This is a genomic window from Pseudomonas sp. GW460-LB5, from assembly GCF_059423245.1.
Map to the genome: position 1 here is coordinate 170,364 of NZ_JBWKXT010000001.1, position 22,943 is coordinate 193,306.

A 22,943-nucleotide genomic window follows, 5' to 3' on the forward strand; every position below is an offset into this window, starting at 1 on the left:
GGGCGCGAAGCGGCCCCGCTCTTCCATCATCACTTCACCGTTTTTCTAGGAGCGCTCTAATGGCTGTTGGTCTTGGTCCTTTGCCCACCCTGCACCCGGTACCGGGTTTTGAACTCGGCATCGCTTCTGCCGGCATCAAGCGCCCGGGGCGCAAGGATGTGGTGGTCATGCGCTGTGCCGAAGGCTCCAGCGTGGCTGGTGTGTTTACCCTCAACGCCTTCTGCGCAGCACCGGTGATCCTGGCCAAGCAGCGTGTACAGGGCACCGTGCGCTACCTGCTGACCAACACCGGTAACGCCAACGCAGGCACGGGCGCGCCAGGCTTGGCTGCAGCCGAACGTACCTGCGCCAAGCTGGCCGAGCTGGCTGGCGTGCCGGCCGAGTCTGTACTGCCGTTTTCCACCGGCGTGATCGGCGAGCCACTGCCGGTCGAGAAGATCGAAGGTGCATTGCAGGCTGCCCTCGACAACTTGTCGGAAAACCACTGGGCGGAAGCTGCCACCGGCATCATGACCACCGATACCCTGCCCAAGGGTGCCAGCCGCCAGTTCCAGCACGATGGCGTGACCGTTACCGTCACCGGCATCAGCAAGGGTGCAGGCATGATCCGCCCGAACATGGCCACCATGCTCGGCTACATCGCTACCGACGCCAAGGTTGCCCCGGCGGTACTCAAGGACCTGATGCTGGACGGCGCCAACAAGTCGTTCAACCGCATTACCATCGATGGCGACACCTCGACCAACGATTGCTGCATGTTGATTGCCACCGGCAAGGCCAACCTGCCAGAGGTCACCGAAGCCAGCGGCGCGCTGTTCGAAGCCCTGAAAAAGGCGGTGTTCGAAGTGTGCATGGAAGTGGCCCAGGCCATCGTCCGTGACGGCGAAGGCGCCACCAAGTTCGTGACCGTGCAGGTCAACGGTGGTGGCAACCACCAGGAATGCCTGGATGTCGGCTATGCCGTGGCCCACTCGCCATTGATCAAGACCGCCCTGTTCGCCTCCGACCCGAACTGGGGCCGCATCCTGGCCGCCGTTGGCCGTGCTGGCGTGCCGGAGCTGGATGTAAGCCTGATCGACGTGTACCTGGACAGCGTGTGCATCGCCAGCAAAGGTGGCCGCGACCCGAGCTACACCGAAGCACAGGGTTCGGCAGTGATGGCCCAGGAAGAGATCACCATCCGTATCGAACTGGGCCGTGGCCAGTGCAGCGAAACCATCTGGACCACCGACCTGTCCCACGAGTACGTGAAGATCAACGCTGAATACCGTACTTGATCTACTGATCCGAAGGCCTCTTCGCGGGCAAGCCCGCTCTCACAGGTTTTGCAAGGCCTGTAGGAGCGGTGCGGTCCTTGTAGGAGCGGGCTTGCCCGCGAAAGGCTGCGCAGCAGCCTGCGGGTTTTGCAATACAAACCTGATGGAGCCGAACCATGAGCTATCACCTGATCATCGGCGACAAGCTGTATTCCTCCTGGTCGCTGCGTGGCGCCCTGGCCCTCGAGCTGGCCGGCGTGCCCTACGAAGAAACCGTGATCAAGCTGAACCAGCCTGATACTCGTCAGCGTATCCTTGCATTTTCCTCCACTGGCAAGGTGCCGTTGCTCAAGAGCGAGCACGGTGTGATCGCCGATTCTCTGGCCATTGCCGAATACCTCAACGAACAGCACCCCGACGCTCAACTGTGGCCTGCTGACGCAGCCGCCCGCGCCCAGGCCCGTTCGGCTTGCGCGCAGATGCACAGCGGTTTCTTTGCCCTGCGCGGGGCCATGCCGTTCGACCTGTCGCGTGACCAGGCCCTCGACACTGTGCCGCTGGACGTGCAGGTCGACATCGACCGTATCGTCGCGCTGTGGTCCGAATGCCGCGTGGTGGCCAAGGACAGCGGCCCGTTCCTGTTCGGCAAGCCGACCCTGGCCGACGCCTTCTTCGCCCCGGTGGCCGTGCGCCTGCGCAGCTACCGCGTGGAGGTGCCGGCAGAGGCGGCAGCCTATATCGAAACCATTTATCAGTGGCCAGCCTTCCAGGCGTGGCAGCAGGCCGGCCTGGCGGAGCGTGAAGGTTGAAACGGATACATGTTGTAGCGGCGGTCATTCGAGGTACTGACGGCCGCATTCTGATTGCACGCAGGGCCGATACCCAGCACCAGGGCGGCCTGTGGGAGTTTCCCGGCGGCAAGGTGGAAGAGGGCGAAGGCGTTGAAGCGGCCCTGGCCCGTGAGCTGCGCGAAGAGTTGGGCATCGAGGTGACCCGTTCGCGTGCACTGATCAAGGTCAGCCATGACTACCCGGACAAACAGGTGCTGCTGGACGTGCGCGAGGTCGAAGCGTTCACGGGCGCACCTCATGGCGCAGAAGGGCAGCCGCTGGAGTGGGTGGCCCCGCGGGATCTGTCGCACTATGAATTTCCTGAAGCCAACAAGCCCATCGTTGCTGCGGCGCGGCTGCCGGATCAATACCTGATTACCCCGGATGGCCTGGAAGTGCCACAGATGCTCAAGGGCATCCAGAAGGCGGTGGCCAACGGTACTCGCCTGATCCAGCTGCGGGCGCCGGACATGTACGACCCCAAGTATCGCGATGTCGCGGTGGATGCAGTCGGGCTGTGTGCAGGCAAGGCACAGCTGATGCTCAAGGGGCCGCTGGAGTGGCTGGGTGACTTCCCTGCGGCCGGCTGGCACCTGACGGCCGAGCAACTGCGCAAGTACGCGGCCAAGGGCCGGCCATTTCCCAATGAGCGCTGGCTGGCAGCGTCCTGCCACAGCGCCGAGGAGCTGGCGCTGGCGGAGCAGATGGGCGTGGACTTTGTCACCTTGTCGCCGGTGCAGGCGACCCAGACCCACCCTGAGGCAGTGCCGCTAGGGTGGGATGAGGCGCAGCGGTTGATAGCCGGGTTCAACAAACCGGTCTACCTGCTGGGTGGGGTAGGGCCTGATCAGCGCGAGCAAGCCTGGGAAGCCGGGGCACAGGGTGTTGCCGGGATCCGGGCGTTCTGGCCCGAGAGGTGAGTTGCCTGTAACAGGGGCCGCTGCGCGGCCCATTCGCGGGGCAAGCCCGCTCCCACAGGTAATGCGCCGAACGTCAGGGCAGTGAGGTACCTGTGGGAGCGGGCTTGTCCCGCGAATGGGCTGAAAGCAGCCCCAGAAATATCAGCCTTTGGGTTTCTCGGCAGGCTGCCACAAAACCTCATCCACCCCCTGCCGCCGCCCGATGATCCGCGCCGCCACGAACAACAGATCGGAAAGCCGGTTGATGTACGCCAACCCAACGCCTTCCAGTGGCTCCACGGCATTCAACTGCTGACAGCGTCGCTCTGCACTGCGCGCCAGGCTGCGGCACACATGCGCTTGCGCCACCAGCGCCGAACCACTGGGTAAAATGAAGTTCTTCAACGGCCCCAGCTCTTCGTTCCACACATCGATGGCTGCTTCCAGGCGTTCCACCTCCGCCAGGGTCAATGCCTGGTAGCTCGGCATCGCCAGCTCACCGCCCAGGTCGAACAAGCGGTGCTGACACGGCATCAGCACGGCGCTCACCTCGTCCAGGCCTTGCTCGTCCAGCCCCGCAAGCAGCAAGCCCAACTGGCTGTTCAGGCTGTCCACCTCGCCAATTGCCTCGATCCGCGGGTGGTCTTTGGGCACCCGGCGTCCGTCGCCCAGGCCGGTTTCGCCCGTGTCGCCGGTGCGTGTGTAGATCTTCGACAGGCGGTAGCCCATGTCACTTCTCCGTGTTGGCCGGTGTCGCCGGCTGGCCAAGGGGCAGGCGCAGGGTAAAGCAGGTGCCCTGGCCGGGCGTGGACTGCACTTCCATCTGCCCCTTGTGGTTGTTGGTGATGATGAAATACGAAACCGACAGGCCCAGGCCGGTGCCTTGGCCGATTTCCTTGGTGGTGAAGAACGGCTCGAAGGTGCGTTTGCGCACCGCCTCGGGCATGCCGACGCCATTGTCCTCGACCTGGATTTCCGCCCATGGCGGGTTCAGCCGGGTGCGCAGGGTGATGCGCCCGGGCTCGCTGGGCTGTGGCCGCACGTGGATGGCCTGAGCCGCATTTTTCAGCAGGTTGAGCAGTACCTGTTCCAGTTCGTTGGCGGTGCATGGCACAGGGCCCAACTCCGGGTCGAATTGGCGCACGATGGCCTGGCCCTTGAAGTCGAAGCCGATGGCCAGGTCAAAGTCATTGCCAGCAATTTCCACCGCCTGGTCGATCAGTGCCGGCAGGTCGCACGGCGCCAACTGGCGGTTGCTGCGGCGGCTGAAGCTGAGCATGTGGGTAACGATCTTCGCTGCCCTGGCACCGGCCTGCTGAATGCCATCGAGCAACTGTGGCACCTCACGGCTGTCCAGGTAGCGGTTGACCGTGGCCAGGTCGATGCCCAGCTCTTCGGCCTGCTCCTGGTTGCGCGGCAGCTCGGACGACAGGCGCCGGCGAATGTTTTGCACGTTGTGCAGGATGGCGCCCAGCGGGTTGTTGATCTCGTGGGCCATGCCCGCCGCCAGTCCACCGACCGAGAGCATCTTTTCGGATTGCACCATCATCTCTTCCAGCGACAGGCGCTGGGTAATGTCATCGATACGGATCACCACGCCGCGCCCACCGCCGCCGGTCAGGGGGTAGAAGGTCAAAGCGTAGTGGCGCAGGTCATCGCCTTTGGGCCAGGTGACCCGCTCGATTTTCGCGACGCGGTGCTTTTCCACGGTTTCCTTCAACTGTGGCAAGAACGGCTTGAGCGGCTCGAAGGCAATGAATACTGGCTGGTTCAGCGCTTCGTCCAGTGGCGTACCGGAAAGCACCGTGGCTTCGTGGTTCCACTGGGTCACGTAGAGCTGTTCGTCGAGGGCGATCAGCGCCGAGGGCATCGAGTCGATGATGCTGTTGAGGTAGTTCTGGAAGCCTGTGAGTTTTTTCTCGATCTTGCTGCGCACCTGCACTTCCAACTCAAGTTTGCGGTTGGTATGGCGGGTTTCCTCGGCCAGGCCCTGGGCTTGGTCGTAGGCGCTCTGGAATTCGTCTCGTGCGCGTTTTAGCTGCTGCTCGCGGCCTTCGATGCGCGAGAGCATGGTGTTGAAGGCTTCGGCCAGGCTGCCGATTTCGTCGTCGTTGCCGCGCTTGGCCCGCAAGGCGTAGCTCTCTTCACGGGTGACCTGGCGGCTGAGCTCTTCGAGCTGGTTGATCGGCTGGGTGATCAGGCGTTTTATCTGCCGGGCGACCACAATCCACAGCAGGATGCTGAACACCAGTATGCCCAGGCTGGCGCTCAATGTGCCGGTGTAGAACGCCATGGGCAGCTCGCTGCTGGCCACCAGCAGCAGGTGTGCAGGCGGGTTGGCGTCGCGCGGTATGCGGATCAGCTGGGTGCTGCGAAACTCCATCAGGCGCCAGCCGTCTATGTTGCGAAAACGCTTGGGCAGGGCCAGCGGCTCGCCATGCTGCAGCTGTGCCAGCATACGCCCGTCGCCGCCGTAGACAGCGGCGGCGCGTAGCGGCGTGTAGCTGTCCAGTTCCTTGAGCAGGGCACCGGCGGTTTCCGGGGTGTCGCCAGCGCGGGCCGCCAGCTGCGGGTTGGCCACCAGCCGGCCGATGGTCTGCAGTGCCTGCGGCGCCATGCTTTCCTGGGTGATCCAGTAGGCGGCGCTAATGAAGGTGAGGTTGGCCACCAGCAGGATGGTCACCAGCAATACCAGCAGGGCCGCCAGCAGCTTCTGCCCGACCGGGAGGTTTTCCAGGCGTTGGCGCAAGGTCATGGGCTAGGCAATGTCCGTATCCGGTTGAAAGGGGCGCGTTAGTCGCAGGGCAAGCCACGCATGCGCAAGTTATCGACCAGGCGCTGCAGCAAGTGTTCAAGCTGTGGCAGTTGCAGGCCGTGGCGCCCGGCCGCCCGACAGGCATGGCCGAGCAGGTAGTGCACCTCGGTGCGTCGGCCCGCGCGCACATCCTGATACATGGAAGAGTAGTTGGCTGCGGTGGCAAGGATCACCCGCTGCACTTCTTCGCTGAGCTCATCTGCCGCTTGCGGCTGGCCGCAGCGCCGCAGCAACTGGACCAGTTCGGCGCACAGTGCATCGACTTCAGCCAGGTGCCCAAGCAACCCGCCGTTCTGGCATTCGTGTAGCACGGTCAGCGGGTTGATGGCGCAGTTGAGCGCCAGCTTGCGCCACAGGCGGGTGAGGATATCGACCGTCCACTCGGCAGGTATGCCGGCTTGGTGCAGGTCATCGAACCAGGCGGGTGTTGTCGGGTTGCGTGGGTCGCCCAGCCAGTTGAAACCGTGGCCGGCAAAGCGCACCTGCCAGTCCCCCTCGCGAAAGGCCCCTTCAGTGCTGGAGGCGAAGATGCAGCGTGCGTGGGGCACCAGGTCGGCCACTTCGTCCTGGCTGCCCAGGCCGTTTTGCAGCAACAGTACTTCGGCCCCCTCGGCCAGACGCGCTGCCACACTGGCGATCGCCGGGGCTGCGTCGTAGGCCTTGCAGGCCACCAGCAGGCGGTGGATGGGGCCCTGTGCCTGCGCGGTTTCGGCAGGGATGGCGTAGTGCTGGGAGTGGTCCTGTTCGACCAGTGTCAGGCCGCCAGCCTGCTGATAAGCCTGCAGCCGTTGCCCGTCACGCAGGATCAGGCGCACTGCCTTGCCTGTGCGCGCCAGGCGGCAGGCCCATAGGCTGCCCAGGCTACCGGCGCCGAGAATATGCCAGGTGCTGCTCATATGCGTTTCGCAACCCGTTATAATGAGTCCGCATTTTAACCGTCAAACCCAGCGCGCTCCATCTTCAGCCTGAGCGCGCTTTTATTTTGGGAGAACAACCATGCCTTCGTTCGACGTGGTATCGGAACTGGACAAGCACGAAGTGCAGAACGCCGTTGATAACGCCATCAAGGAACTTGATCGCCGTTACGACCTGAAAGGCAAGGGCACCTTTGAGTTCAAGGACAAAGATCAGACCGTGATGCTCACCGCCGAGGAAGAATTCCAGCTCGAAGCGATGCTGGAAATCCTGCGCCTTGCATTGGTCAAGCGCAAGATCGACGTGAAGTGCCTGGAAACCAAGGACCCGTACCCTTCCGGCAAGGAAAAGAAGCAGGAAGCCAAATTCCGCGAAGGCATCGACAAAGACCTGGCGAAGAAGATCGTTGCCACCATCAAGGATGGCAAGCTGAAAGTGCAAGCCGCCATCCAGGGTGAGCAGGTGCGGGTCACCGGCAAGAAGCGTGACGACCTGCAGGAAGCCATTGCGCTGCTGCGCACCAAGGAATTCGACATGCCGCTGCAGTTCAACAACTTCCGCGATTGATGCGGTTGCGGGCCGGAACCCCGATGGCGCAATGATGTCCATGGGGGCCGGGGCTGTGTGAATGCGCGCAGCCTGTTCTACCGTGTACTTGCCGCTCGGCATCAGGAGATGAATATGGATTTGAACGCTGAAGTCGATCAGCTCGTCCGCCAATCCCAGACCTGGATCCCCTTGATCATGGAGTACGGCAGCCGTGTGCTGCTGGCACTGCTGACCCTGGCGGTGGGCTGGTGGATCATCAACAAAGTCAGCGCACGCCTCGGCAAGCTGGTGGGCTTGCGCAACGCCGACCTGGCGCTGCAGGGTTTCATCAGCACCCTGGCGAACATCGTGCTGAAGGTGCTGCTGTTGGTCAGCGTGGCCTCGATGATTGGCATCGAGACCACCTCGTTCGTGGCCGCTATCGGTGCTGCGGGCCTGGCTATCGGCCTGGCCTTGCAGGGCAGCCTGGCGAACTTTGCCGGTGGTGTGCTGATCCTGATGTTCCGCCCCTTCCGCATCGGTGACTGGATCGAGGCGCAGGGCGTTGCCGGGACAGTCGACAGCATCCAGATCTTCCACACCGTGTTGCGTACCGGTGACAACAAGACTGTGATCATGCCTAACGGCAGCCTGTCCAACGGCATCATTACCAACACCAACCGCCAGCCTACCCGCAAGGTGGTATTCGATGTGGGTGTGGACTACGAGGCCGACCTGCAGAAGGCCCGCAACGTGCTGCTGGAGCTGGCAAAGGACCCGCGTGTTCTGCCCGACCCGGCACCGCAGGCAGTAGTGGCGACGCTGGGCGACAGCTCGATTACCGTCTCGCTGCGCTTGTGGACCAAGACGTCCGATTACTGGGACGTGATGTTCATGCTCAACGAGCAGGCGCGTGACCGCCTGAAAGCCGAGGGGATCGACATTCCGTTTCCGCAGCGGGTGATTCGTGTGGTGCAGGAAACGGCCACGCAGTAGTACCGCGTTGTCATCAAAGGGGCCGCTGCGTGCCCCTTTCGCGGGCTTGCCCGCTCTCACAGGGATTGCTTGACCTCTGTGGAAGCGGGCAAGCCCCGAAGCGGCCCCGGTTTTACACTTGTTCACAGCAATTGCTCGACTTTTCTGGCATATACCCTGGCCCCACCTGCCACACCCGATATGCCATCATGAAACCACTGCTGTACATCACCCCGCTGCGCGCCTTGTTGTTCGGCCTGACCCTGGCCTTGTTCGAGCTGCTGACTTATTTGGCCAGCGACGCCGTCATGCCGGCCATGCCGGTGGTGGTGGGCGACCTGAACGCCAGCCCCGACTACATCCCCCATGCCCTGAACCTCTATCTGTTGGGGGGCGTGGTGCTGCAATGGCTGATCGGTCCACTGGCCGACCGTTATGGCCGGCGTCCGCTGCTTCTGGTTGGCTGCGCGTTTTTCGGCCTGGCCTGTCTGGTCACCTTCTGGGTTCACGACATTGGCCTGTTCAACCTGCTGCGCCTGTTGCAGGGCATCGGCCTCGGCTTTGTCGTCACAGTCAGCTACCCGGCCCTGAACGAAGCCTTCAGCGAGGCTGACGCTGTGCGCATGATGGCCTTGCTGGCCAACATCGCCTTGCTGTCACCCCTGCTTGGGCCATTGGTGGGAACCCTGCTGCTGCAGTGGCTGGACTGGCGCTGGCTGTTCGTGGCCTTTGCCATTGGCGCGGTGCTGGTGTGGGGGCTGTTGTACCGCCTGATGCCGGAGACTCTCGGTGTGGAACGCCGCGACGGCTCGCGCCTGGCGTTCACGCCGATTCACCTGCTGCCACTGCTGGCGGGCTACGGTCAGTTGCTGACGAACCGGCGCTTTGTCGCTGGCAGCGCTGCGTTGGGCCTGGTCGGTTTGCCGCTGATTGGCTGGATCGGCCTGTCGCCGGTGCTGCTCATCCACGATGAGGGGCTGAGCACGATGGAATATGCGTTGTGGCAGCTGCCGGTGTTTGGCGGGCTGATCCTCGGTAACCTGATCATCAACCGCATCGCCGATTGCTACCCACTCCCGGCCCTGGTGCGTGGCGCGCTATGGCCTTACCTGGCCGGCTTGTGCCTGATGGTGCTGGCGACCTGGTACTGGCCGAGCGTTACCAGTGTGGTGGCGGGCATGTCGCTGTACGCGCTGGGGCTGGGTGTGGCCAACGCTGTGCTGTACCGCATGACATTGTTCTCCAGCGAACAAAGCAAAGGCCTGGTCTCGGCCATGCTGGGGATGATCACCATTGCCCTGCTGGGGTTGGGCGGTGCGGTGCTGGCGATGATCGGCGCCGGGGCCAGCTTGTTGCACTTTGCCATGGCGGCGGGTGTGGCGGGGGCTCTGGCGTTGTGGCCGTTGTGGTTTGTCGTAGGTGGGCGGCCTGGGGAAGGGGCTGTTGCTCAGTAAATTCAGTTGGCTGTACCGGCCCTTTCGCGGGTAAACCCGCTCCCACAGGTACGGCACCGTCTTTGAGCGCTGTGCAGTACCTGTGGGAGCGGGTTTACCCGCGAAAGGGCCGGTACAGGGATAGAGTTCTTTCAGGGCCGCTCAGCGGCTGAACCTTCCTCTGCCACCGGCTTGCCTCGCCCGGCTTCCTGGCGCCACTGCAGGGCGATCAGAATCAGCGTAGGCACACCCAGCAATGCGGTGATCAGGAAGAAGTCGTGGTAGCCGAACTTCTCCACCATAACCCCTGAATACCCGCCGATCAGCCGCGGCAACAGCAGCATGATCGAGCTGAGCAGCGCGTACTGGGTCGCCGAGAACTTCAGGTTGGTCAGGCTCGACAGGTAGGCAACAAAGGCCGAGGTGGCCATGCCGGAGCTGAAGTTGTCCAGCGAGATGGTAACCACCAGCATTTCCAGGTTCGGCCCCATGTCGGCCAGCATCAGGAACAGGATGTTGGTGCCGGCCGAGGCTATACCGCCGATGAACAGGATCGGCATGATGCCAAAGCGCACGATCAGCAGGCCGCCAACCCCGGCGCCGACCAAGGTCATGATCAGGCCGAAGATCTTGCTGACACTGGCGATCTGGTCCTTGGTGAAGCCCATGTCGATGTAGAACACGTTGGCCATCACGCCCATCACGGTATCCGACATGCGATACGTGGCGATCAGACCAAGCAGCAGCAGGGCCTGCCAGCGATAGCGGGTGATGAAGTCGTTGACCGGGGTCAGCACCGGCGCCAGGCCCCGGCGGCCCAGGCTGGACAGGCACGCCCAGCTCAGCAGCACATAGAGGATCAGGCGCAGGAAAGCGCGGTCTTCCAGCAACAGGTCGAGCGGCGTGGCATCACCGGAAATGACGCTGGACCAGCCGGTATTGAACATCTGGGTAAAGCTGGCGGGTACCGACACCAGCAGGATGATCAGTACGAACACCGACGCCAGCTGGTGCATCAGCCCATAGCGCGCTGCCGACAATTGGGTACGCATGGGCACTGGCGGCTCGCGCATGACCAGCGTGGTGAACAGGGCGGGCAGCATCATCACCCCGAACATCACATACGTGCCGGCCCAGGCCTTGTGCAAATAGCTGAAACCCGTGGAGCCGAACCATTCGGCGAAGAACAGTGCGCCTGCCGTGGCGAGCAAAGCGGCCACCCGGTAACCGGCCATGTAGCTGGCGGCGAGTGCGGCCTGGCGTTGGTCGTCGGCGATTTCCAGGCGATAGGCGTCGACGGCGATATCTTGTGTGGCAGAGGCGAACGCTACCAGCACCGCCATGGCAATCAACCACGACAGGTGTTGTTGCGGGTCGCACAGGCTCATGCCAACCAGCCCGACCACCACCAGCGCTTGCGACAGCAGCAACCACGAGCGCCGGCGCCCCAGGCCGCCGAGTAGCGGCAGGCGCCATTGGTCCAGCAGCGGCGACCACACCCATTTGAAGGCGTAGGCCAAGCCGATCAGGCTGGCGTAACCAATGGTTTCGCGGGCAACGCCGGCTTCACGCAACCACACGGACAGGGTCGAGAACACCAGCATGTAGGGCAGGCCAGCGGCGAAACCGAGCAGCAAAAGTACCAAGGTTGACGGGCTAGCATAGGCAGCAAGCGCAGCGCGCCAGGTTTTACGGGGCATGGGCCAACATCTGCCTCAAGTTTACGAAAACAAAGCGCGCACTCTAACCGCTGTGCTCCATTGGGCGCCAGCCATGGCGCGACATATCCACACGATTGTTGGTTACATTCACACCCTCTGCGCGTAATCGCGCCCGCTGTTCATCCCCTGATGGCGTACCCAATGCCAGGCTCAGCCGGCCACCTGCGCCGAGTACCCGGTGCCAGGGCAGCCGGGTGTCTGCCGGCAGCTGCCCAAGGGTGCGCCCGACCCAACGTGCCGCGCGGCCAAGCCCCGCCAGCTCGGCCAGTTGGCCGTAGCTCACCACCTTGCCGGGCGGCACTTGGCCGAGTACCGAGTACAACACCGTTCGTCGGCCCTCGGCACTCCCCAGTGCGTGCTCATATCCATCAGACATCACGCCCCCCTTGGGCTGCAGATGAAACTGGACCGGTGGTCCGGCAAATGAGAGTTGAACTCAACGCCATGTGCTCGGTCTGTCCTTGCTCTGGCCGTCGGTATCTGGATAATGCCCGGCTTTTTTGTCAAATCGAACCCATAGCCCGCTTATGTATTCTAGATCGTTGTTGTGCCTGCTAGCTGCCTCCTTGTGCGCCTCTCCGGTGTTGGCCGACACCGTATGGATGAAGAACGGTGACCGGCTCAGTGGCAAGATCAAAGTCTTCGACGGCGGCAAGCTGCTGCTGGAAACCCCGTACGGTGGGTCCATTGCGCTGGACTGGAAACAAGTCCAGACCTTGGAAAGCGACCAGGAGATGCTGGTCAAGCAAGACGCCTACACCGGTGAAAAAGCCAAGTCGCTGAAAGCCGCAGAGCCCGGCAAGGTGACCTTGGCCAACGGCGAGGCGCCGAAGACTGTGGAACTGGCCAGCATCGAGCAGATCATGAAGCCCAAACCGCTGGTCGAGGACTTCGTGTGGAAAGGCAACGTCGATGTGGCGCTGGACTACAAGCGCGCCGAGAACGACACCGACGATTACGACGTAGGCTTCAAGACCACCGCTCGCCATGGCCGCTGGCGGCACAATGCCGAAGGCGAATACAACCGCGAGACCAAGGACGACGTCACCACTACCGACAACTGGAGCGCCGAGTACGCACTGGACCGTTTCATTACCGAGAAGTGGTTCTGGCAGGGGCGTGCGGAATACAAGCGTGACCGCATCGAAGACCTGGCCCGTCAGCGCACTGTCGGTACCGGCCCGGGTTACCAGTTCTGGGACGATGAACTGGGGGCGTTCTCGCTGGGTTCACTGATCAACCGCACCGACTTCGAGTACCAGGACGGCGGCAAGGACAACTTCTATTCCGCAGCGGTAAAGTGGGACTACACCCGCTACCTGATCGGCAAGAACGTGCAGCTGTTTACCAACGGCGAGTTCGCCAAGCCGCTGGGTGGCGTGGCCGACTACTCGCTGGATGCCGAAGTTGGCCTGCGCTACAAGGTCACCGAGTGGGCCTCGCTGAACCTCAAGGCTGAAAAGGACATCATCACCGGCACGCGTGAAAGTGACCTGGACAAGACCCGCTATACCGCTGGCTTCGGCGTTACCTGGTAAATCGCCGGGGGCTGCACGGCAGCCCCATTGGCAGCATTGGGTGATAATGCTTATCTTGTCCCCCTCCCAGTCCGCCAGGAGCTGCCCTCAAGTGAGTACCAACGCCATCCGCCCAGCCCGGGAACTGCTGCTCAAGGAGTACCGCGGCGTGCTCTCGACCCATTCCAAGTCAATGCCGGGCTACCCGTTCGGCTCGGTCGTGCCGTATTGCCTTGACGCCGACGGTAACCCGTTGATCCTGATCAGCCGCATCGCCCAGCACACCCACAACCTGCAGAAAGACCCCAAGTGCTCGCTGCTGGTGGGTGAGCGCGAGGCCGAGGATGTGCAGGCAGTAGGGCGCCTGACCGTGATGGCCGAGGCGCACAAGCTGGTCGACGAGGCCACTGTGGAAGCGGCTGCCGAGCGCTACTACCGCTATTTCCCGGACGCGGCCAACTACCACAAGGCCCACGACTTCGACTTCTGGGTATTGCAGCCCGTGCGTCACCGCTACATTGGCGGCTTTGGCGCGATCCACTGGCTCGACCAGGTGACCTTGCCCAACCCGTTCGCCGGCAAAGCCGAGGCGAGCATGGTCGAGCACATGAACAGCGATCATGCCAACGCCATCGCCCACTATGTAGCGCTGACCGACCTGCCACAGCATGTGCCGGCGCAGATGGCCGGGGTGGACAGCGAGGGCATGCACCTGCGCATTGGCCAGGCGGTGCACTGGTTGCCTTTTCCCAGTATTTGCAATACGCCGACACAAGTCCGCGAAGCCCTTGTTTTGCTGGCGCGCGCTGACCAGTGGCCCACTGCGGCGCAGGTCGAGGGTTGAAAAACCGAGCATCTGCATCCATCTGTAGGTCTTACAGGAAGGTTGTCTTCCAACGAGGATTGCTTTGATGCGTGCTTTTCTACTGTTGTTTCTGCTGTTTCCCGTGCTGGAGCTGTTCGTCTTCGTGAAGGTCAGTGCCGCGATCGGGTTCTTCCCGGCGCTGCTGCTGATCATCGCCGGCTCCGCCTTGGGCGTGCTGGTGATGCGGGTGGCCGGGCTGGCCACCGCATTGCGTGCCCGTGAGAGCCTGCAGCGCGGTGAACTGCCCGCCGAAGACATGTTCCAGGGCATGATGCTGGCCGTCGGTGGCGGCCTGCTGCTGTTGCCAGGCTTCATCAGCGACGTGCTCGGCCTGGTGTGCCTCCTGCCTTTCACCCGTCATCTGGCTGCGCGCAAGATGCGCGAGCGTGCCGAGGCCCAGGCCATGCGCCAGCGAGCGTTCCAGGACGACCCGTTCCAGGCGCAGCCGCGTGAGGGCGGCCATCGCCCGAACGTGATCGAAGGCGAGTACGAGCGCCGCGACAAGTAGAACGCACCGGGGCCGCAAAAGCGGCCCCGGTCTTTTTCGGCCTGATGAAAAATTTTGTGTACCTAGCCTTGTAATTGATTATGGCGGCCTCATGTATGTGGTCACCGCAAGGTTTCTGGTGGCAACACCAGACATTACACAAGTGGTTCGCCCAACGCGGGCCACTTCCCGGCAACGCCGGACAGCATCAACCCGCCGGTGTCGATACCGGCCGATGAAAACCACAATTTGGGAGAGATCGACAATGAAGCTTCGTCCTCTGCATGACCGCGTAGTCATCCGTCGCAGCGAAGAAGAATCGAAAACCGCTGGCGGTATCGTCCTGCCGGGTTCGGCCGCTGAAAAACCAAACCGCGGCGAAGTTGTAGCCGTCGGCACCGGTCGCATCCTGGACAACGGCGAAGTTCGCGCGCTGGCCGTGAAAGTGGGTGACAAAGTGGTCTTCGGCCCTTACTCGGGCAGCAACACCGTGAAAGTCGATGGCGAAGACCTGCTGGTCATGGCCGAGAACGAAATCCTCGCCGTTGTCGAAGGCTGATTTCCCCGACTTCCCGTTACTCCAAAGAATTTCAAGGATTAAACGATCATGGCTGCTAAAGACGTAAAGTTTGGCGATTCCGCTCGTAAGAAAATGCTGGTTGGTGTCAACGTACTGGCTGACGCTGTAAAAGCGACCCTGGGCCCGAAAGGCCGTAACGTGGTACTGGCCAAGAGCTTCGGCGCGCCAACCATCACCAAGGACGGCGTTTCCGTCGCCAAAGAAATCGAGCTGAAAGACGCCTTCGAAAACATGGGCGCCCAGCTGGTCAAGGAAGTTGCTTCCAAGGCCAACGACGCTGCCGGTGACGGCACCACCACCGCTACCGTTCTGGCTCAGGCCATCGTCAACGAAGGCCTGAAAGCCGTCGCTGCCGGCATGAACCCGATGGACCTGAAACGCGGCATCGACAAGGCGACCGCCGCCGTTGTTGCCGAGCTGAAAAACCTGTCCAAGCCATGCGCCGACTCCAAGGCCATCGCTCAGGTAGGCACCATCTCCGCCAACTCTGACGACTCCATCGGCAACATCATTGCCGAAGCCATGGAAAAAGTCGGTAAAGAAGGCGTGATTACCGTTGAAGAAGGCTCGGGCCTGGATAACGAACTGTCTGTTGTAGAAGGCATGCAGTTCGACCGCGGCTACCTGTCGCCGTACTTCGTCAACAAGCCGGACACCATGGTTGCCGAGCTGGAAGGCCCACTGCTGCTGCTGGTCGACAAGAAGATCTCCAACATCCGTGAGCTGCTGCCAGTTCTGGAAGCCGTTGCCAAGGCCGGCCGCCCTCTGCTGATCGTTGCCGAGGACGTTGAAGGTGAAGCGCTGGCTACCCTGGTAGTCAACAACATGCGCGGCATCGTCAAGGTTGCTGCTGTCAAGGCTCCGGGCTTCGGCGACCGTCGCAAGGCCATGCTGCAGGACATCGCTGTCCTGACCGGCGGCCAGGTCATCTCCGAAGAAATCGGCCTGTCCCTGGAAACCGCTACCCTGGAGCACCTGGGTAACGCCAAGCGCGTCATCCTGTCCAAGGAAAACACCACCATCATCGACGGCGCTGGCGTTGAAGATGACATCCAGGCACGCGTCAAGCAGATCCGTGCCCAGATCGAAGAGACTTCCTCGGACTACGACCGTGAGAAGCTGCAAGAGCGTCTGGCCAAGCTGGCTGGCGGTGTTGCCGTGATCAAGGTCGGTGCCGGCACCGAAGTTGAAATGAAAGAGAAGAAAGCCCGCGTTGAAGACGCCCTGCACGCTACCCGTGCAGCCGTTGAAGAAGGCGTGGTGCCTGGCGGTGGTGTTGCCCTGGTTCGCGCCCTGAACGCAATCGTTGACCTGAAAGGCGACAACGAAGACCAGAACGTCGGTATCGCCCTGCTGCGTCGCGCTGTTGAAGCGCCGCTGCGCCAGATCACTGCCAACGCCGGCGACGAGCCAAGCGTTGTCGCTGACAAGGTCAAGCAAGGTTCCGGCAACTACGGTTACAACGCTGCTACCGGCGAATACGGCGACATGATCGAGATGGGTATCCTGGACCCGGCCAAGGTCACCCGTTCGGCCCTGCAAGCTGCTGCTTCGATCGGCGGTCTGATGATCACCACCGAAGCCATGATTGCTGACGCTCCGAGCGAAGCCCCAGCTGGCGGCGGCATGCCAGATATGGGCGGCATGGGTGGCATGGGCGGCATGATGTAAGCCAGCCTTACCCCCTGCACCATTAAAAAGCCCCGGTTCGTGAGAACCGGGGCTTTTCATTTTCCTGTGAGGGCCTCTTCGCAGCACAAGGCTGCTCCTACAGGTATCGCGTACAGTCCGGCACCGACGCGTACCCTTGTAGGAGCAGCCTTGTGCTGCGAATGGGCCGCAAAGCGGCCCCTCTGTCAGGCGACGCTAGGTTCGACAGATGGCGCTTCCACCACGCCCCGCCGATACAGAACCAGGTAATACGACCCTAACCCGATCAACCAGCAGAACACGGCCGTCCACACGTTGTGCGACAAAAAGTGCGCCCCCTGCATCATCCGCCCCACACCCAGCACTGATCCGGCTATCAGCGCCACTACGAACGCCACCCGTGCCAACCGCGGCTTGCGATCACGCAGCATGAAGAACACACCAAACAGGCAGAACCCGGTAGCTGCATGCCCACCCGGCCAGCACAGCCCAGGCTTGTCGGTGGCCGGACGCGGCTCCAGCAGCTTGCTGTAGGTTTCCGTGCCGCCAAACTGGGTCAGGCTCCACGGGCACTGCACCTGGGTCACCTTTTTCAGCGGCGTGACAAAGGCTGTGGACAGGCCCAGGGCCAGCACCAGGCAGCCCAGTTCGCGGCGCCAGCCGAACAGGCGCTTCCAGAAGAAACTGGCGGCAAACGTCAGCAGCGACAACACACCCAGCAAGATCACCAGTTGCTTGACCCGGTCGTGCAGGATGTTTTCCAGCAGATAACTGTGGCGGCCAATGAACTGCCCGGCAGCGGGATCGAAGAACAGGTTGGCCACATCCATGTCGACCGAAGTCAGCTCCAGCAGGATCAAGGCCAGCGCAGTCGCCAAGGGTATGCCGAGGTACAGCCAGTAATTGATCGGGCGAGGGCGGGTTCGTTGCTGCATGACGGCTCCAGGGCACGAAAAAGATCGGGCATTGTCGGCCGCCCGCTATCCTGTGTCCGTGAAGGATCAGTGAAAAAACCGTCAAGTGCTGTGAATTTTGCTTGGGGCTGGCACCATGCAGGCATTGGCCTTAAGCTGCGCCTGCCGCGCACCACAGCGAGAAGCGCCGCACAGGAGAAACCGATGCGCATTCTTTTGGTTGAAGACAACCGCGATATCCTGGCCAACCTGGCCGATTATCTGGGCATGAAGGGCTATACCGTCGACTGCGCCCAGGACGGCCTGTCCGGCCTGCACCTGGCGGCCACCGAACACTACGACCTGATCGTGCTGGACATCATGCTGCCCGGCATCGATGGCTACACCCTGTGCAAGCGCTTGCGTGAGGACGCCCGCCGCGACACGCCGGTGATCATGCTTACCGCCCGCGACCAGCTGGACGACCGCCTGCAAGGCTTCCGCTCCGGTGCCGACGACTACCTGCTCAAGCCGTTCGCCCTGTCGGAGCTGGCGGCCCGCATCGAAGCGGTGCTGCGCCGTGCCCAGGGCGGTGGGCGCCGCACGCTGCAGGTGTCCGACCTCAGCTACGACCTCGACACCCTGGAGGTTACCCGTCAGGGGCGCTTGCTCAAGCTCAACCCGGTCGGTCTCAAGCTGCTGGCAGTGCTGATGCAGAAAAGCCCGCACGTACTGCGCCGCGAAGTGCTGGAAGAGGCTTTGTGGGGCGACGACTGCCCTGACAGCGACAGCCTGCGCAGCCATGTACACCAGCTGCGCCAGGTGATCGACAAACCGTTTGAAAAACCGTTGCTGCATACCGTCCATGGCGTCGGCTATCGCCTCGCCGAGGGTCGCGATGGAGTTTAAGCAAAGCCTTGCCCAGCGCATCATCATCGCCTTTGCCTTGATGAGCGCGCTGGTGGCCGGGGCGTTCGCCTTCGGCATCGTTGCCACTGTGCACCTGGTCGAAGAGCGGTTGATTTCCTCGGTATTGGGCGGTGACCTGCAGCGCCTGCTGCGCATGGACAGCGTCAGCGACTGGAGCCACCGGCCACGCCCCGATCAGCTGTTCTACTTCAGCGGCGGGCGTGACGACTTCGAGCTGCCCAAAGACCTGCGCCACCTCGACCGGGGCTTTCACGAGGTGTTTCGCGACCAGCTGTCGTACCACGCCATGGTCGAGATCGTCGATGGCCGCCGTTATGTGCTGCTGCAGGACCAGAGCGACTTCGAAGAACGCGAGCGCGTGCTGTTCGCGGTGGTGGTGGTGGGCTTCGTGCTCAGCCTGGTGCTGGCCGTTATCCTCGGCTGGCTGGTGGCGCGCCGGGTGATGGCGCCGGTGATCCGCCTGGCTCGCCAGGTACGCCACCGTGACCAGCTGCTGGGCCTGGCCCCGCCGCTGGCACCGGACTATGCCGCGGACGAAGTTGGCCAGTTGGCAGTGGCTTTCGATGACACCCTGGGCCGTCTGCGCGACGCACTGACCCGCGAACGGCTGTTCACCAGTGACGTCAGCCACGAACTGCGTACGCCTTTGATGGTGTTGGCCACGTCCTGCGAACTGCTGATGGAGAACCCCAACCTCGACGCCCGCGCGCGTAGCCAGGTGGAGCGCGTGGCGCGGGCCACCGAAGAAATGCGCGAACTGGTCAAGACCTTCCTGATGCTGGCGCGGGCGCAGCGTGACGAGGGGGCGGTGGCTTCGCAGGCGACCCTTCGCGAAGTGGCCGACGAGCTTATCGGCGTGTGGCGCGATACCATCGAGCAGAAGGGCCTTACCCTGTACTTCGATGGCCGCGTCAGCGCAAGCCCGGTGCTGTACAACGCCACTTTCCTGCAGTCAGTGATGGGTAACCTGTTGCGTAATGCTGCGCACTACACCGACAGCGGCTACATCCGCCTGAGCCTGGAAGCCAACGGTTTCAGTGTGGAGGACAGCGGTGTGGGCATTCCCGAAGAGCAGCGCGAGGCCATGTTCAAGCCGTTCGTACGCGGCGATGAGCGGCGCGGCGAGGGCCTGGGGCTGGGGCTTTCGCTGGTACAGCGGATCTGTGATGACCAAGGCTGGCGTGTCACCCTGACATCCACCTTGCCGCATGGTTGCCGTTTCCAGGTAGACCTGAGCAGTACCACGGGCAAAGGCGACCTGAACGCCATGGCCGAGTAATGGCTTGTAACAGGTCAAAGGGAGGGCAACATTTTTTTCACATTGGCGTGACCTGATTCCAACGCTTGCTTGCCTAAGGTGAGCGGCACTGGAGTCAGGAGATGCCCAATGCGTAGCCCCATCAAGCTTGAATTTTCCGAGAAGTACGACAAAGACCATGCGCGTGAGTACTTTCTCAAGCACCAGGACGGCCTGGCGCGACGCCTTTCCCACAAGCGAGATGAGCAACTGGCGCGCCGCGCCCTGGCATTGGCAGGTGAGCCTGGCCTGGTACTGGACCTGCCGTGCGGTGCGGGCCGCTTCTGGCCGCTGTTGGCAGAAAAGCCCAACAGGGTGATTATTGGTGCCGACAATTCCGAAGCGATGATCGAGACAGCGTGCGCCGCGCAACCGCCAGAAGTGGTGGCGCGGGTACGTCCTTTGCAGACGTCAGCGTTTGCCATTGACCTGCCGGATAACGCGGTGGACAGCATTTTCTGCATGCGCCTGTTCCATCACATTGGCGAATCTGCCCACCGAAAGACCATTCTTTCGGAATTTCAGCGGGTTAGCCGTGATAGTGTGATCCTTTCACTGTGGGTGGATGGCAATTTCAAGGCCTGGCGCCGGAAAAAACTGGAACACCGCCGCAGTGCCAAGGCCGAGCAGGACAATTACCAGAACCGTTTCGTGTTACCTGCCGAAACGGTTGAAGAAGAATTCAGGGCCGCCGGCTTCAGAATCCAGGAACGCCTCGACTTCCTGCCGTTCTATGCCATGTGGCGGGTCTATGTATTGCGTAAGGGGTAGTGTTTGATGGCTGTAGCCCAGAACGGGGAGTCGCGGTTCGATTTTTACTGGCGCCAACAGGGCGAGTGGGTCGAGGAGCCTAACCAGCGCCGCGGCGGCGAGAGTGGTGTGCAACGCCTCAACGATGCCAGCGGCAAGCTGCTGTATGCCAAGCGCCAGGTCGGGCATATCTATCGCAGCCTGCTGCACCCTTTCGGCCGGCCGACCGTATTGCGTGAACTCGATGCGTTGAACAGTTTCGAGCAACTGGGTGTGCGTGTACCCCGCATTGTCTTCTGTGGCGCCGAACGCGATGCCGACCACCAGTGGCGTGCGCTGCTGGTGAGCGAAGCGCTGGATGGTTTTGTCGAGCTAGACACCTGGCATGCCGAAGGTGCCCGCGAGCGCTACCCGCAGGTGGTGCATGAGCGCATGCTCAAGGACCTGGCGGATAACCTGGCGCGTATGCACCTGGGGCACTGGCAGCACGGCTGCCTGTATGGCAAGCACGTATTCATCAAGGTAATTGGCGAAAGCGAGCAAGCGCGCGTCGAAGTGGCGCTGCTGGACCTTGAGAAGTGCAGGCGGCGCATCAGTTGTCAGCGTGCGGCTGGCAACGACCTGCGCCAACTGCGCCGCCATTCGTCGCTCAATGACGCGGAATGGCAGACGCTGCTCTACTTTTACCAGATGGCGTTTGGCAGCGCTGTCAAAGGGTTAGGGTAATGAAACTAGAAATAGCTCGAGCTTTGTTCCTGGTAGCTGGCCTGGCGGTCACCACCGTGGCGGTGGCTGCCTGGGAAGAGCCCAGGCCGACCGTGTTCAGCAAGGCTGAAATGGCCGACCAGTGCGCGTTGCCGCGGGAAGCGAAACAGCAGCAGCAGGCACAGGTTGCGCCGGACCAGGACCTTTTGCTGTTCCTGTTTGGTTTGCGTCAGGGGTTACGGCCATTTGGTTGAACCCTGCGGTAGCTAGAAATGCCAGAGGCCTCGCGATTGCGGGGCCTCTGGCATTTTTGTGTCGGGCTTTCTGGCCTCTTCTGCAAAAGTTAGCAGTGCTGCAGGCTATTGCCTTTGAGGCGCGTGAGCAGCAGGAAACCGCCAAGGGCGCTGCTCAAGAACAGAATCCCCAGGCTCAATGGAAGCAGCTGTTCAGCTGACGCAATCACAGTGCCTGCGAAACCACCCCCGGCAAATAGCACTGTTGTGTTGAGCGACGCTGCTGCCCCTGCCTGCTGCGGATAGCGGGCTAATGCTTGCGTAGCCGCAGCGGGGCGTACCAACGTCGTTCCTGCTGTACATAAAATCATCGGTATCATGAGGCCTATTACTGTCAGCCCTGCTACCCACTGCCAAATCAATAGGGCCGCACCTGCGGAGCCTATCAGTAGAAATCCCGCGCAGATCTGAGCTTGTGCGCTGATGCGATTGTTCAAGAAAGTCGCGATGGCACCACCAACGACATACGCCAGCCCGTAGACGATGAATACAACGGAAAACTGATACGGCGTAAGGCCTAGCTGCTCCATCAGTACCAGTGGTGCAACGACGATGAACGAAAAATGGCAGGCGAACGCTAAAGTGGCCTGTAGGGAATAGGTTACATAGAAGGCGTCGCGCAACATCACAATATAACTTTGAACACCTGAATTACCCGTGCATAAAACAGGTGTTTCGTTCAGCAGAACCCATGCAAGCACGATGACTGAGATGGCTATTTCAATAAATACAGTAAAGCTGCCTGTCCAGCCGATTGATTGTTGGATAGCTGCACCGGCGACGGGCGAGATGGATATGAATAAACCACTTGCACTCGTCAACAAGATGCGCATGGTGTTGCGCTGCTTTCCACTATACAGGTCCTGTACAAGTGCTTGGCCAAGAACCAAGCTGCCACAGCCGGCGGCTTGCAACAACCGAAATGCCAAAAAAATCTCATAGTCAGTTGAAATTAGGCAGCCAATAGCCCCAGCAATGGATACCCCCAAACCAACGATTAATAGCCTTTTACGCCCAGTTCGGTCAGACAGAGGGCCAATAAATATCTGCGCCACAGCTACGCCAAACGCGAATAAGCTTACAGAGTAAGCTATTTGCTTTGGTTCCACTTGAAAGGCTTCTGAAAGCGCAGGGAACGAAGGAAGGATGACGTCCAGAGGGAAAACGCCTAATAGACATAAAAGAGTCAAAAGCAATGGGCGAAGAATGGTGATTTTAAAGTTTTTGGCCTGACTCATAGAGAGACGATTCCCGCTGCCCTGAACTGTAACGTATAGCCTGAATCTTTCAATACATCGGTGCGTTTAATTGCCAGTATGGTGATTTTGGATATTGCGGATATCCGAAGCATGCAATTGTCTTTTAGAGGGTCAATAACCACCTTGCCGGTAGAGGGGTGGTTTTTGAAAATTATTGATTTATCCATGTGTGCGTCGCGTCATTGCGACGTTTTTGATAATGGCGTTAAGCCCAAGATGTACAAGCCGAAGAGGGTGGCGAAACTTCTGATCAAGGTGTAGGATTTTTTACCGAAGCCATTTCCAGGAGTGTTTGAATTTTGCTGGAAGACGTCTGGCTCGCGGGTAGCCTGCCATTCTGAGTCT

The 22,943-nt window shown here is 61.4% G+C and carries 23 protein-coding genes; 16 read left to right on the top strand and 7 right to left on the bottom strand.

Going from position 1 to position 22,943, the window contains the following annotated elements; all coding sequences use genetic code 11:
- The first annotated feature begins 59 nt into the window (after positions 1-59).
- The 3 genes from argJ to AC07XM_RS00840 all read left to right on the top strand — a co-directional run bounded on the left by argJ (position 60) and on the right by AC07XM_RS00840 (position 3,006).
- Positions 60-1,277, top strand: a complete 1,218-nt coding sequence (gene argJ / locus AC07XM_RS00830; protein WP_060517478.1) for a bifunctional glutamate N-acetyltransferase/amino-acid acetyltransferase ArgJ — start codon at positions 60-62, stop codon at positions 1,275-1,277.
- A 155-nt stretch (positions 1,278-1,432) separates the two neighbouring features.
- Positions 1,433-2,065: a glutathione S-transferase family protein gene (locus AC07XM_RS00835; protein ID WP_023048840.1), complete on the top strand. Its 633-nt coding sequence runs from the start codon at positions 1,433-1,435 to the stop codon at positions 2,063-2,065.
- Positions 2,062-3,006: a Nudix family hydrolase gene (locus AC07XM_RS00840; RefSeq protein WP_102689062.1), complete on the top strand. Its 945-nt coding sequence runs from the start codon at positions 2,062-2,064 to the stop codon at positions 3,004-3,006. Before AC07XM_RS00835 ends, AC07XM_RS00840 begins: the two co-directional genes overlap by 4 nt.
- Positions 3,007-3,147: 141 nt before the next feature.
- On the opposite strand, the gene AC07XM_RS00845 is transcribed toward AC07XM_RS00840, so the two are convergent.
- From AC07XM_RS00845 to AC07XM_RS00855, 3 genes are read right to left on the bottom strand one after another with little or no spacing between them, the layout of a single operon-like run.
- Positions 3,148-3,714 carry a cob(I)yrinic acid a,c-diamide adenosyltransferase gene (locus tag AC07XM_RS00845; protein ID WP_016488949.1) on the bottom strand — a complete coding sequence of 189 codons (567 nt, stop codon included), beginning with the start codon at positions 3,712-3,714 and terminating at the stop codon, positions 3,148-3,150.
- Position 3,715: 1 nt separating this feature from the next.
- Positions 3,716-5,740 (bottom strand): sensor histidine kinase, encoded by a 2,025-nt coding sequence (locus AC07XM_RS00850; protein WP_102689063.1) that lies wholly within the window; start codon positions 5,738-5,740, stop codon positions 3,716-3,718.
- Between the two features lie 38 nt (positions 5,741-5,778).
- Entirely contained in the window at positions 5,779-6,696 is a 918-nt protein-coding gene (locus AC07XM_RS00855; protein ID WP_060517479.1) for a putative 2-dehydropantoate 2-reductase, read from the bottom strand.
- Positions 6,697-6,796: 100 nt separating this feature from the next.
- Between AC07XM_RS00855 and AC07XM_RS00860 the strand changes: the two genes are divergently transcribed.
- The 3 genes from AC07XM_RS00860 to AC07XM_RS00870 all read left to right on the top strand — a co-directional run bounded on the left by AC07XM_RS00860 (position 6,797) and on the right by AC07XM_RS00870 (position 9,672).
- Positions 6,797-7,282, top strand: coding sequence for a YajQ family cyclic di-GMP-binding protein (locus AC07XM_RS00860; RefSeq protein ID WP_016488946.1), 486 nt, complete (start codon positions 6,797-6,799; stop codon positions 7,280-7,282).
- 114 nt (positions 7,283-7,396) lie between these two features.
- Positions 7,397-8,239, top strand: coding sequence for a mechanosensitive ion channel family protein (locus AC07XM_RS00865; RefSeq protein WP_016488945.1), 843 nt, complete (start codon positions 7,397-7,399; stop codon positions 8,237-8,239).
- A 188-nt stretch (positions 8,240-8,427) separates the two neighbouring features.
- Complete coding sequence (locus tag AC07XM_RS00870) at positions 8,428-9,672, top strand: MFS transporter (protein ID WP_102689064.1); 1,245 nt, start codon at positions 8,428-8,430, stop codon at positions 9,670-9,672.
- A gap of 131 nt (positions 9,673-9,803) precedes the next feature.
- Here AC07XM_RS00870 and AC07XM_RS00875 read toward each other — a convergent pair whose 3' ends face one another.
- Together AC07XM_RS00875 and AC07XM_RS00880 are read right to left on the bottom strand one after the other, a co-directional pair.
- Positions 9,804-11,351 (bottom strand): AmpG family muropeptide MFS transporter, encoded by a 1,548-nt coding sequence (locus AC07XM_RS00875; protein WP_016488943.1) that lies wholly within the window; start codon positions 11,349-11,351, stop codon positions 9,804-9,806.
- A 43-nt stretch (positions 11,352-11,394) separates the two neighbouring features.
- On the bottom strand, positions 11,395-11,748 hold the full coding sequence (locus tag AC07XM_RS00880) for an MGMT family protein (protein ID WP_060517481.1): 354 nt from the start codon (positions 11,746-11,748) through the stop codon (positions 11,395-11,397).
- Positions 11,749-11,899: 151 nt separating this feature from the next.
- Between AC07XM_RS00880 and AC07XM_RS00885 the strand changes: the two genes are divergently transcribed.
- The 5 genes from AC07XM_RS00885 to groL all read left to right on the top strand — a co-directional run bounded on the left by AC07XM_RS00885 (position 11,900) and on the right by groL (position 16,492).
- On the top strand, positions 11,900-12,910 hold the full coding sequence (locus tag AC07XM_RS00885) for a DUF481 domain-containing protein (protein ID WP_016488941.1): 1,011 nt from the start codon (positions 11,900-11,902) through the stop codon (positions 12,908-12,910).
- Between the two features lie 91 nt (positions 12,911-13,001).
- The gene (locus AC07XM_RS00890) at positions 13,002-13,733 is read left to right on the top strand and encodes a HugZ family pyridoxamine 5'-phosphate oxidase (protein WP_023047346.1); all 732 of its coding nucleotides are present in this window, start codon (positions 13,002-13,004) and stop codon (positions 13,731-13,733) included.
- Positions 13,734-13,800: 67 nt separating this feature from the next.
- Positions 13,801-14,262 (top strand): FxsA family protein, encoded by a 462-nt coding sequence (locus AC07XM_RS00895; protein ID WP_023047345.1) that lies wholly within the window; start codon positions 13,801-13,803, stop codon positions 14,260-14,262.
- 244 nt (positions 14,263-14,506) lie between these two features.
- Complete coding sequence (locus AC07XM_RS00900; RefSeq protein WP_016488938.1) at positions 14,507-14,800, top strand: co-chaperone GroES; 294 nt, start codon at positions 14,507-14,509, stop codon at positions 14,798-14,800.
- Positions 14,801-14,848: 48 nt separating this feature from the next.
- Positions 14,849-16,492, top strand: a complete 1,644-nt coding sequence (gene groL / locus AC07XM_RS00905) for a chaperonin GroEL (protein WP_016488937.1) — start codon at positions 14,849-14,851, stop codon at positions 16,490-16,492.
- A gap of 185 nt (positions 16,493-16,677) precedes the next feature.
- Here the strand turns inward: groL and AC07XM_RS00910 are convergent, their stop codons facing one another.
- Positions 16,678-17,406, bottom strand: coding sequence for a phosphatase PAP2 family protein (locus AC07XM_RS00910; protein WP_102689312.1), 729 nt, complete (start codon positions 17,404-17,406; stop codon positions 16,678-16,680).
- A 183-nt stretch (positions 17,407-17,589) separates the two neighbouring features.
- On the opposite strand from AC07XM_RS00910, the gene colR reads away from it, so the two are divergent.
- The 5 genes from colR to AC07XM_RS00935 all read left to right on the top strand — a co-directional run bounded on the left by colR (position 17,590) and on the right by AC07XM_RS00935 (position 21,300).
- Positions 17,590-18,273, top strand: coding sequence for a two-component system response regulator ColR (gene colR / locus AC07XM_RS00915; protein ID WP_016488935.1), 684 nt, complete (start codon positions 17,590-17,592; stop codon positions 18,271-18,273).
- Positions 18,263-19,573: a sensor histidine kinase gene (locus tag AC07XM_RS00920; RefSeq protein WP_016488934.1), complete on the top strand. Its 1,311-nt coding sequence runs from the start codon at positions 18,263-18,265 to the stop codon at positions 19,571-19,573. The genes colR and AC07XM_RS00920 overlap by 11 nt, the downstream gene beginning before the upstream one ends.
- Before the next feature lie 108 nt (positions 19,574-19,681).
- Positions 19,682-20,362, top strand: a complete 681-nt coding sequence (locus tag AC07XM_RS00925; RefSeq protein WP_016488933.1) for a class I SAM-dependent methyltransferase — start codon at positions 19,682-19,684, stop codon at positions 20,360-20,362.
- A 6-nt stretch (positions 20,363-20,368) separates the two neighbouring features.
- Positions 20,369-21,067: a lipopolysaccharide kinase InaA family protein gene (locus AC07XM_RS00930; protein ID WP_016488932.1), complete on the top strand. Its 699-nt coding sequence runs from the start codon at positions 20,369-20,371 to the stop codon at positions 21,065-21,067.
- Positions 21,067-21,300 carry a hypothetical protein gene (locus AC07XM_RS00935; protein ID WP_023047343.1) on the top strand — a complete coding sequence of 78 codons (234 nt, stop codon included), beginning with the start codon at positions 21,067-21,069 and terminating at the stop codon, positions 21,298-21,300. The genes AC07XM_RS00930 and AC07XM_RS00935 overlap by 1 nt, the downstream gene beginning before the upstream one ends.
- Before the next feature lie 89 nt (positions 21,301-21,389).
- On the opposite strand, the gene AC07XM_RS00940 is transcribed toward AC07XM_RS00935, so the two are convergent.
- Positions 21,390-22,577: an MFS transporter gene (locus AC07XM_RS00940; protein ID WP_102689313.1), complete on the bottom strand. Its 1,188-nt coding sequence runs from the start codon at positions 22,575-22,577 to the stop codon at positions 21,390-21,392.
- Between the last annotated feature and the right edge of the window lie 366 nt (positions 22,578-22,943).

Excerpts from the sequence above, each read along its gene's own strand:
- AC07XM_RS00885 (WP_016488941.1), top strand. The coding sequence starts at position 11,900 with ATGTATTCTAGATCGTTGTTGTGCCTGCTAGCTGCCTCCTTGTGCGCC.
- AC07XM_RS00895 (WP_023047345.1), top strand. The coding sequence starts at position 13,801 with ATGCGTGCTTTTCTACTGTTGTTTCTGCTGTTTCCCGTGCTGGAGCTG.
- AC07XM_RS00845 (WP_016488949.1), bottom strand. The coding sequence starts at position 3,714 with ATGGGCTACCGCCTGTCGAAGATCTACACACGCACCGGCGACACGGGC.
- AC07XM_RS00925 (WP_016488933.1), top strand. The coding sequence starts at position 19,682 with ATGCGTAGCCCCATCAAGCTTGAATTTTCCGAGAAGTACGACAAAGAC.
- AC07XM_RS00865 (WP_016488945.1), top strand. The coding sequence starts at position 7,397 with ATGGATTTGAACGCTGAAGTCGATCAGCTCGTCCGCCAATCCCAGACC.
- AC07XM_RS00870 (WP_102689064.1), top strand. The coding sequence starts at position 8,428 with ATGAAACCACTGCTGTACATCACCCCGCTGCGCGCCTTGTTGTTCGGC.
- colR (WP_016488935.1), top strand. The coding sequence starts at position 17,590 with ATGCGCATTCTTTTGGTTGAAGACAACCGCGATATCCTGGCCAACCTG.
- AC07XM_RS00930 (WP_016488932.1), top strand. The coding sequence starts at position 20,369 with ATGGCTGTAGCCCAGAACGGGGAGTCGCGGTTCGATTTTTACTGGCGC.
- AC07XM_RS00935 (WP_023047343.1), top strand. The coding sequence starts at position 21,067 with ATGAAACTAGAAATAGCTCGAGCTTTGTTCCTGGTAGCTGGCCTGGCG.
- AC07XM_RS00855 (WP_060517479.1), bottom strand. The coding sequence starts at position 6,696 with ATGAGCAGCACCTGGCATATTCTCGGCGCCGGTAGCCTGGGCAGCCTA.
- AC07XM_RS00940 (WP_102689313.1), bottom strand. The coding sequence starts at position 22,577 with ATGAGTCAGGCCAAAAACTTTAAAATCACCATTCTTCGCCCATTGCTT.
- AC07XM_RS00910 (WP_102689312.1), bottom strand. The coding sequence starts at position 17,406 with ATGCAGCAACGAACCCGCCCTCGCCCGATCAATTACTGGCTGTACCTC.
- groL (WP_016488937.1), top strand. The coding sequence starts at position 14,849 with ATGGCTGCTAAAGACGTAAAGTTTGGCGATTCCGCTCGTAAGAAAATG.
- AC07XM_RS00860 (WP_016488946.1), top strand. The coding sequence starts at position 6,797 with ATGCCTTCGTTCGACGTGGTATCGGAACTGGACAAGCACGAAGTGCAG.
- AC07XM_RS00900 (WP_016488938.1), top strand. The coding sequence starts at position 14,507 with ATGAAGCTTCGTCCTCTGCATGACCGCGTAGTCATCCGTCGCAGCGAA.
- argJ (WP_060517478.1), top strand. The coding sequence starts at position 60 with ATGGCTGTTGGTCTTGGTCCTTTGCCCACCCTGCACCCGGTACCGGGT.
- AC07XM_RS00850 (WP_102689063.1), bottom strand. The coding sequence starts at position 5,740 with ATGACCTTGCGCCAACGCCTGGAAAACCTCCCGGTCGGGCAGAAGCTG.
- AC07XM_RS00880 (WP_060517481.1), bottom strand. The coding sequence starts at position 11,748 with ATGTCTGATGGATATGAGCACGCACTGGGGAGTGCCGAGGGCCGACGA.
- AC07XM_RS00835 (WP_023048840.1), top strand. The coding sequence starts at position 1,433 with ATGAGCTATCACCTGATCATCGGCGACAAGCTGTATTCCTCCTGGTCG.
- AC07XM_RS00920 (WP_016488934.1), top strand. The coding sequence starts at position 18,263 with ATGGAGTTTAAGCAAAGCCTTGCCCAGCGCATCATCATCGCCTTTGCC.
- AC07XM_RS00875 (WP_016488943.1), bottom strand. The coding sequence starts at position 11,351 with ATGCCCCGTAAAACCTGGCGCGCTGCGCTTGCTGCCTATGCTAGCCCG.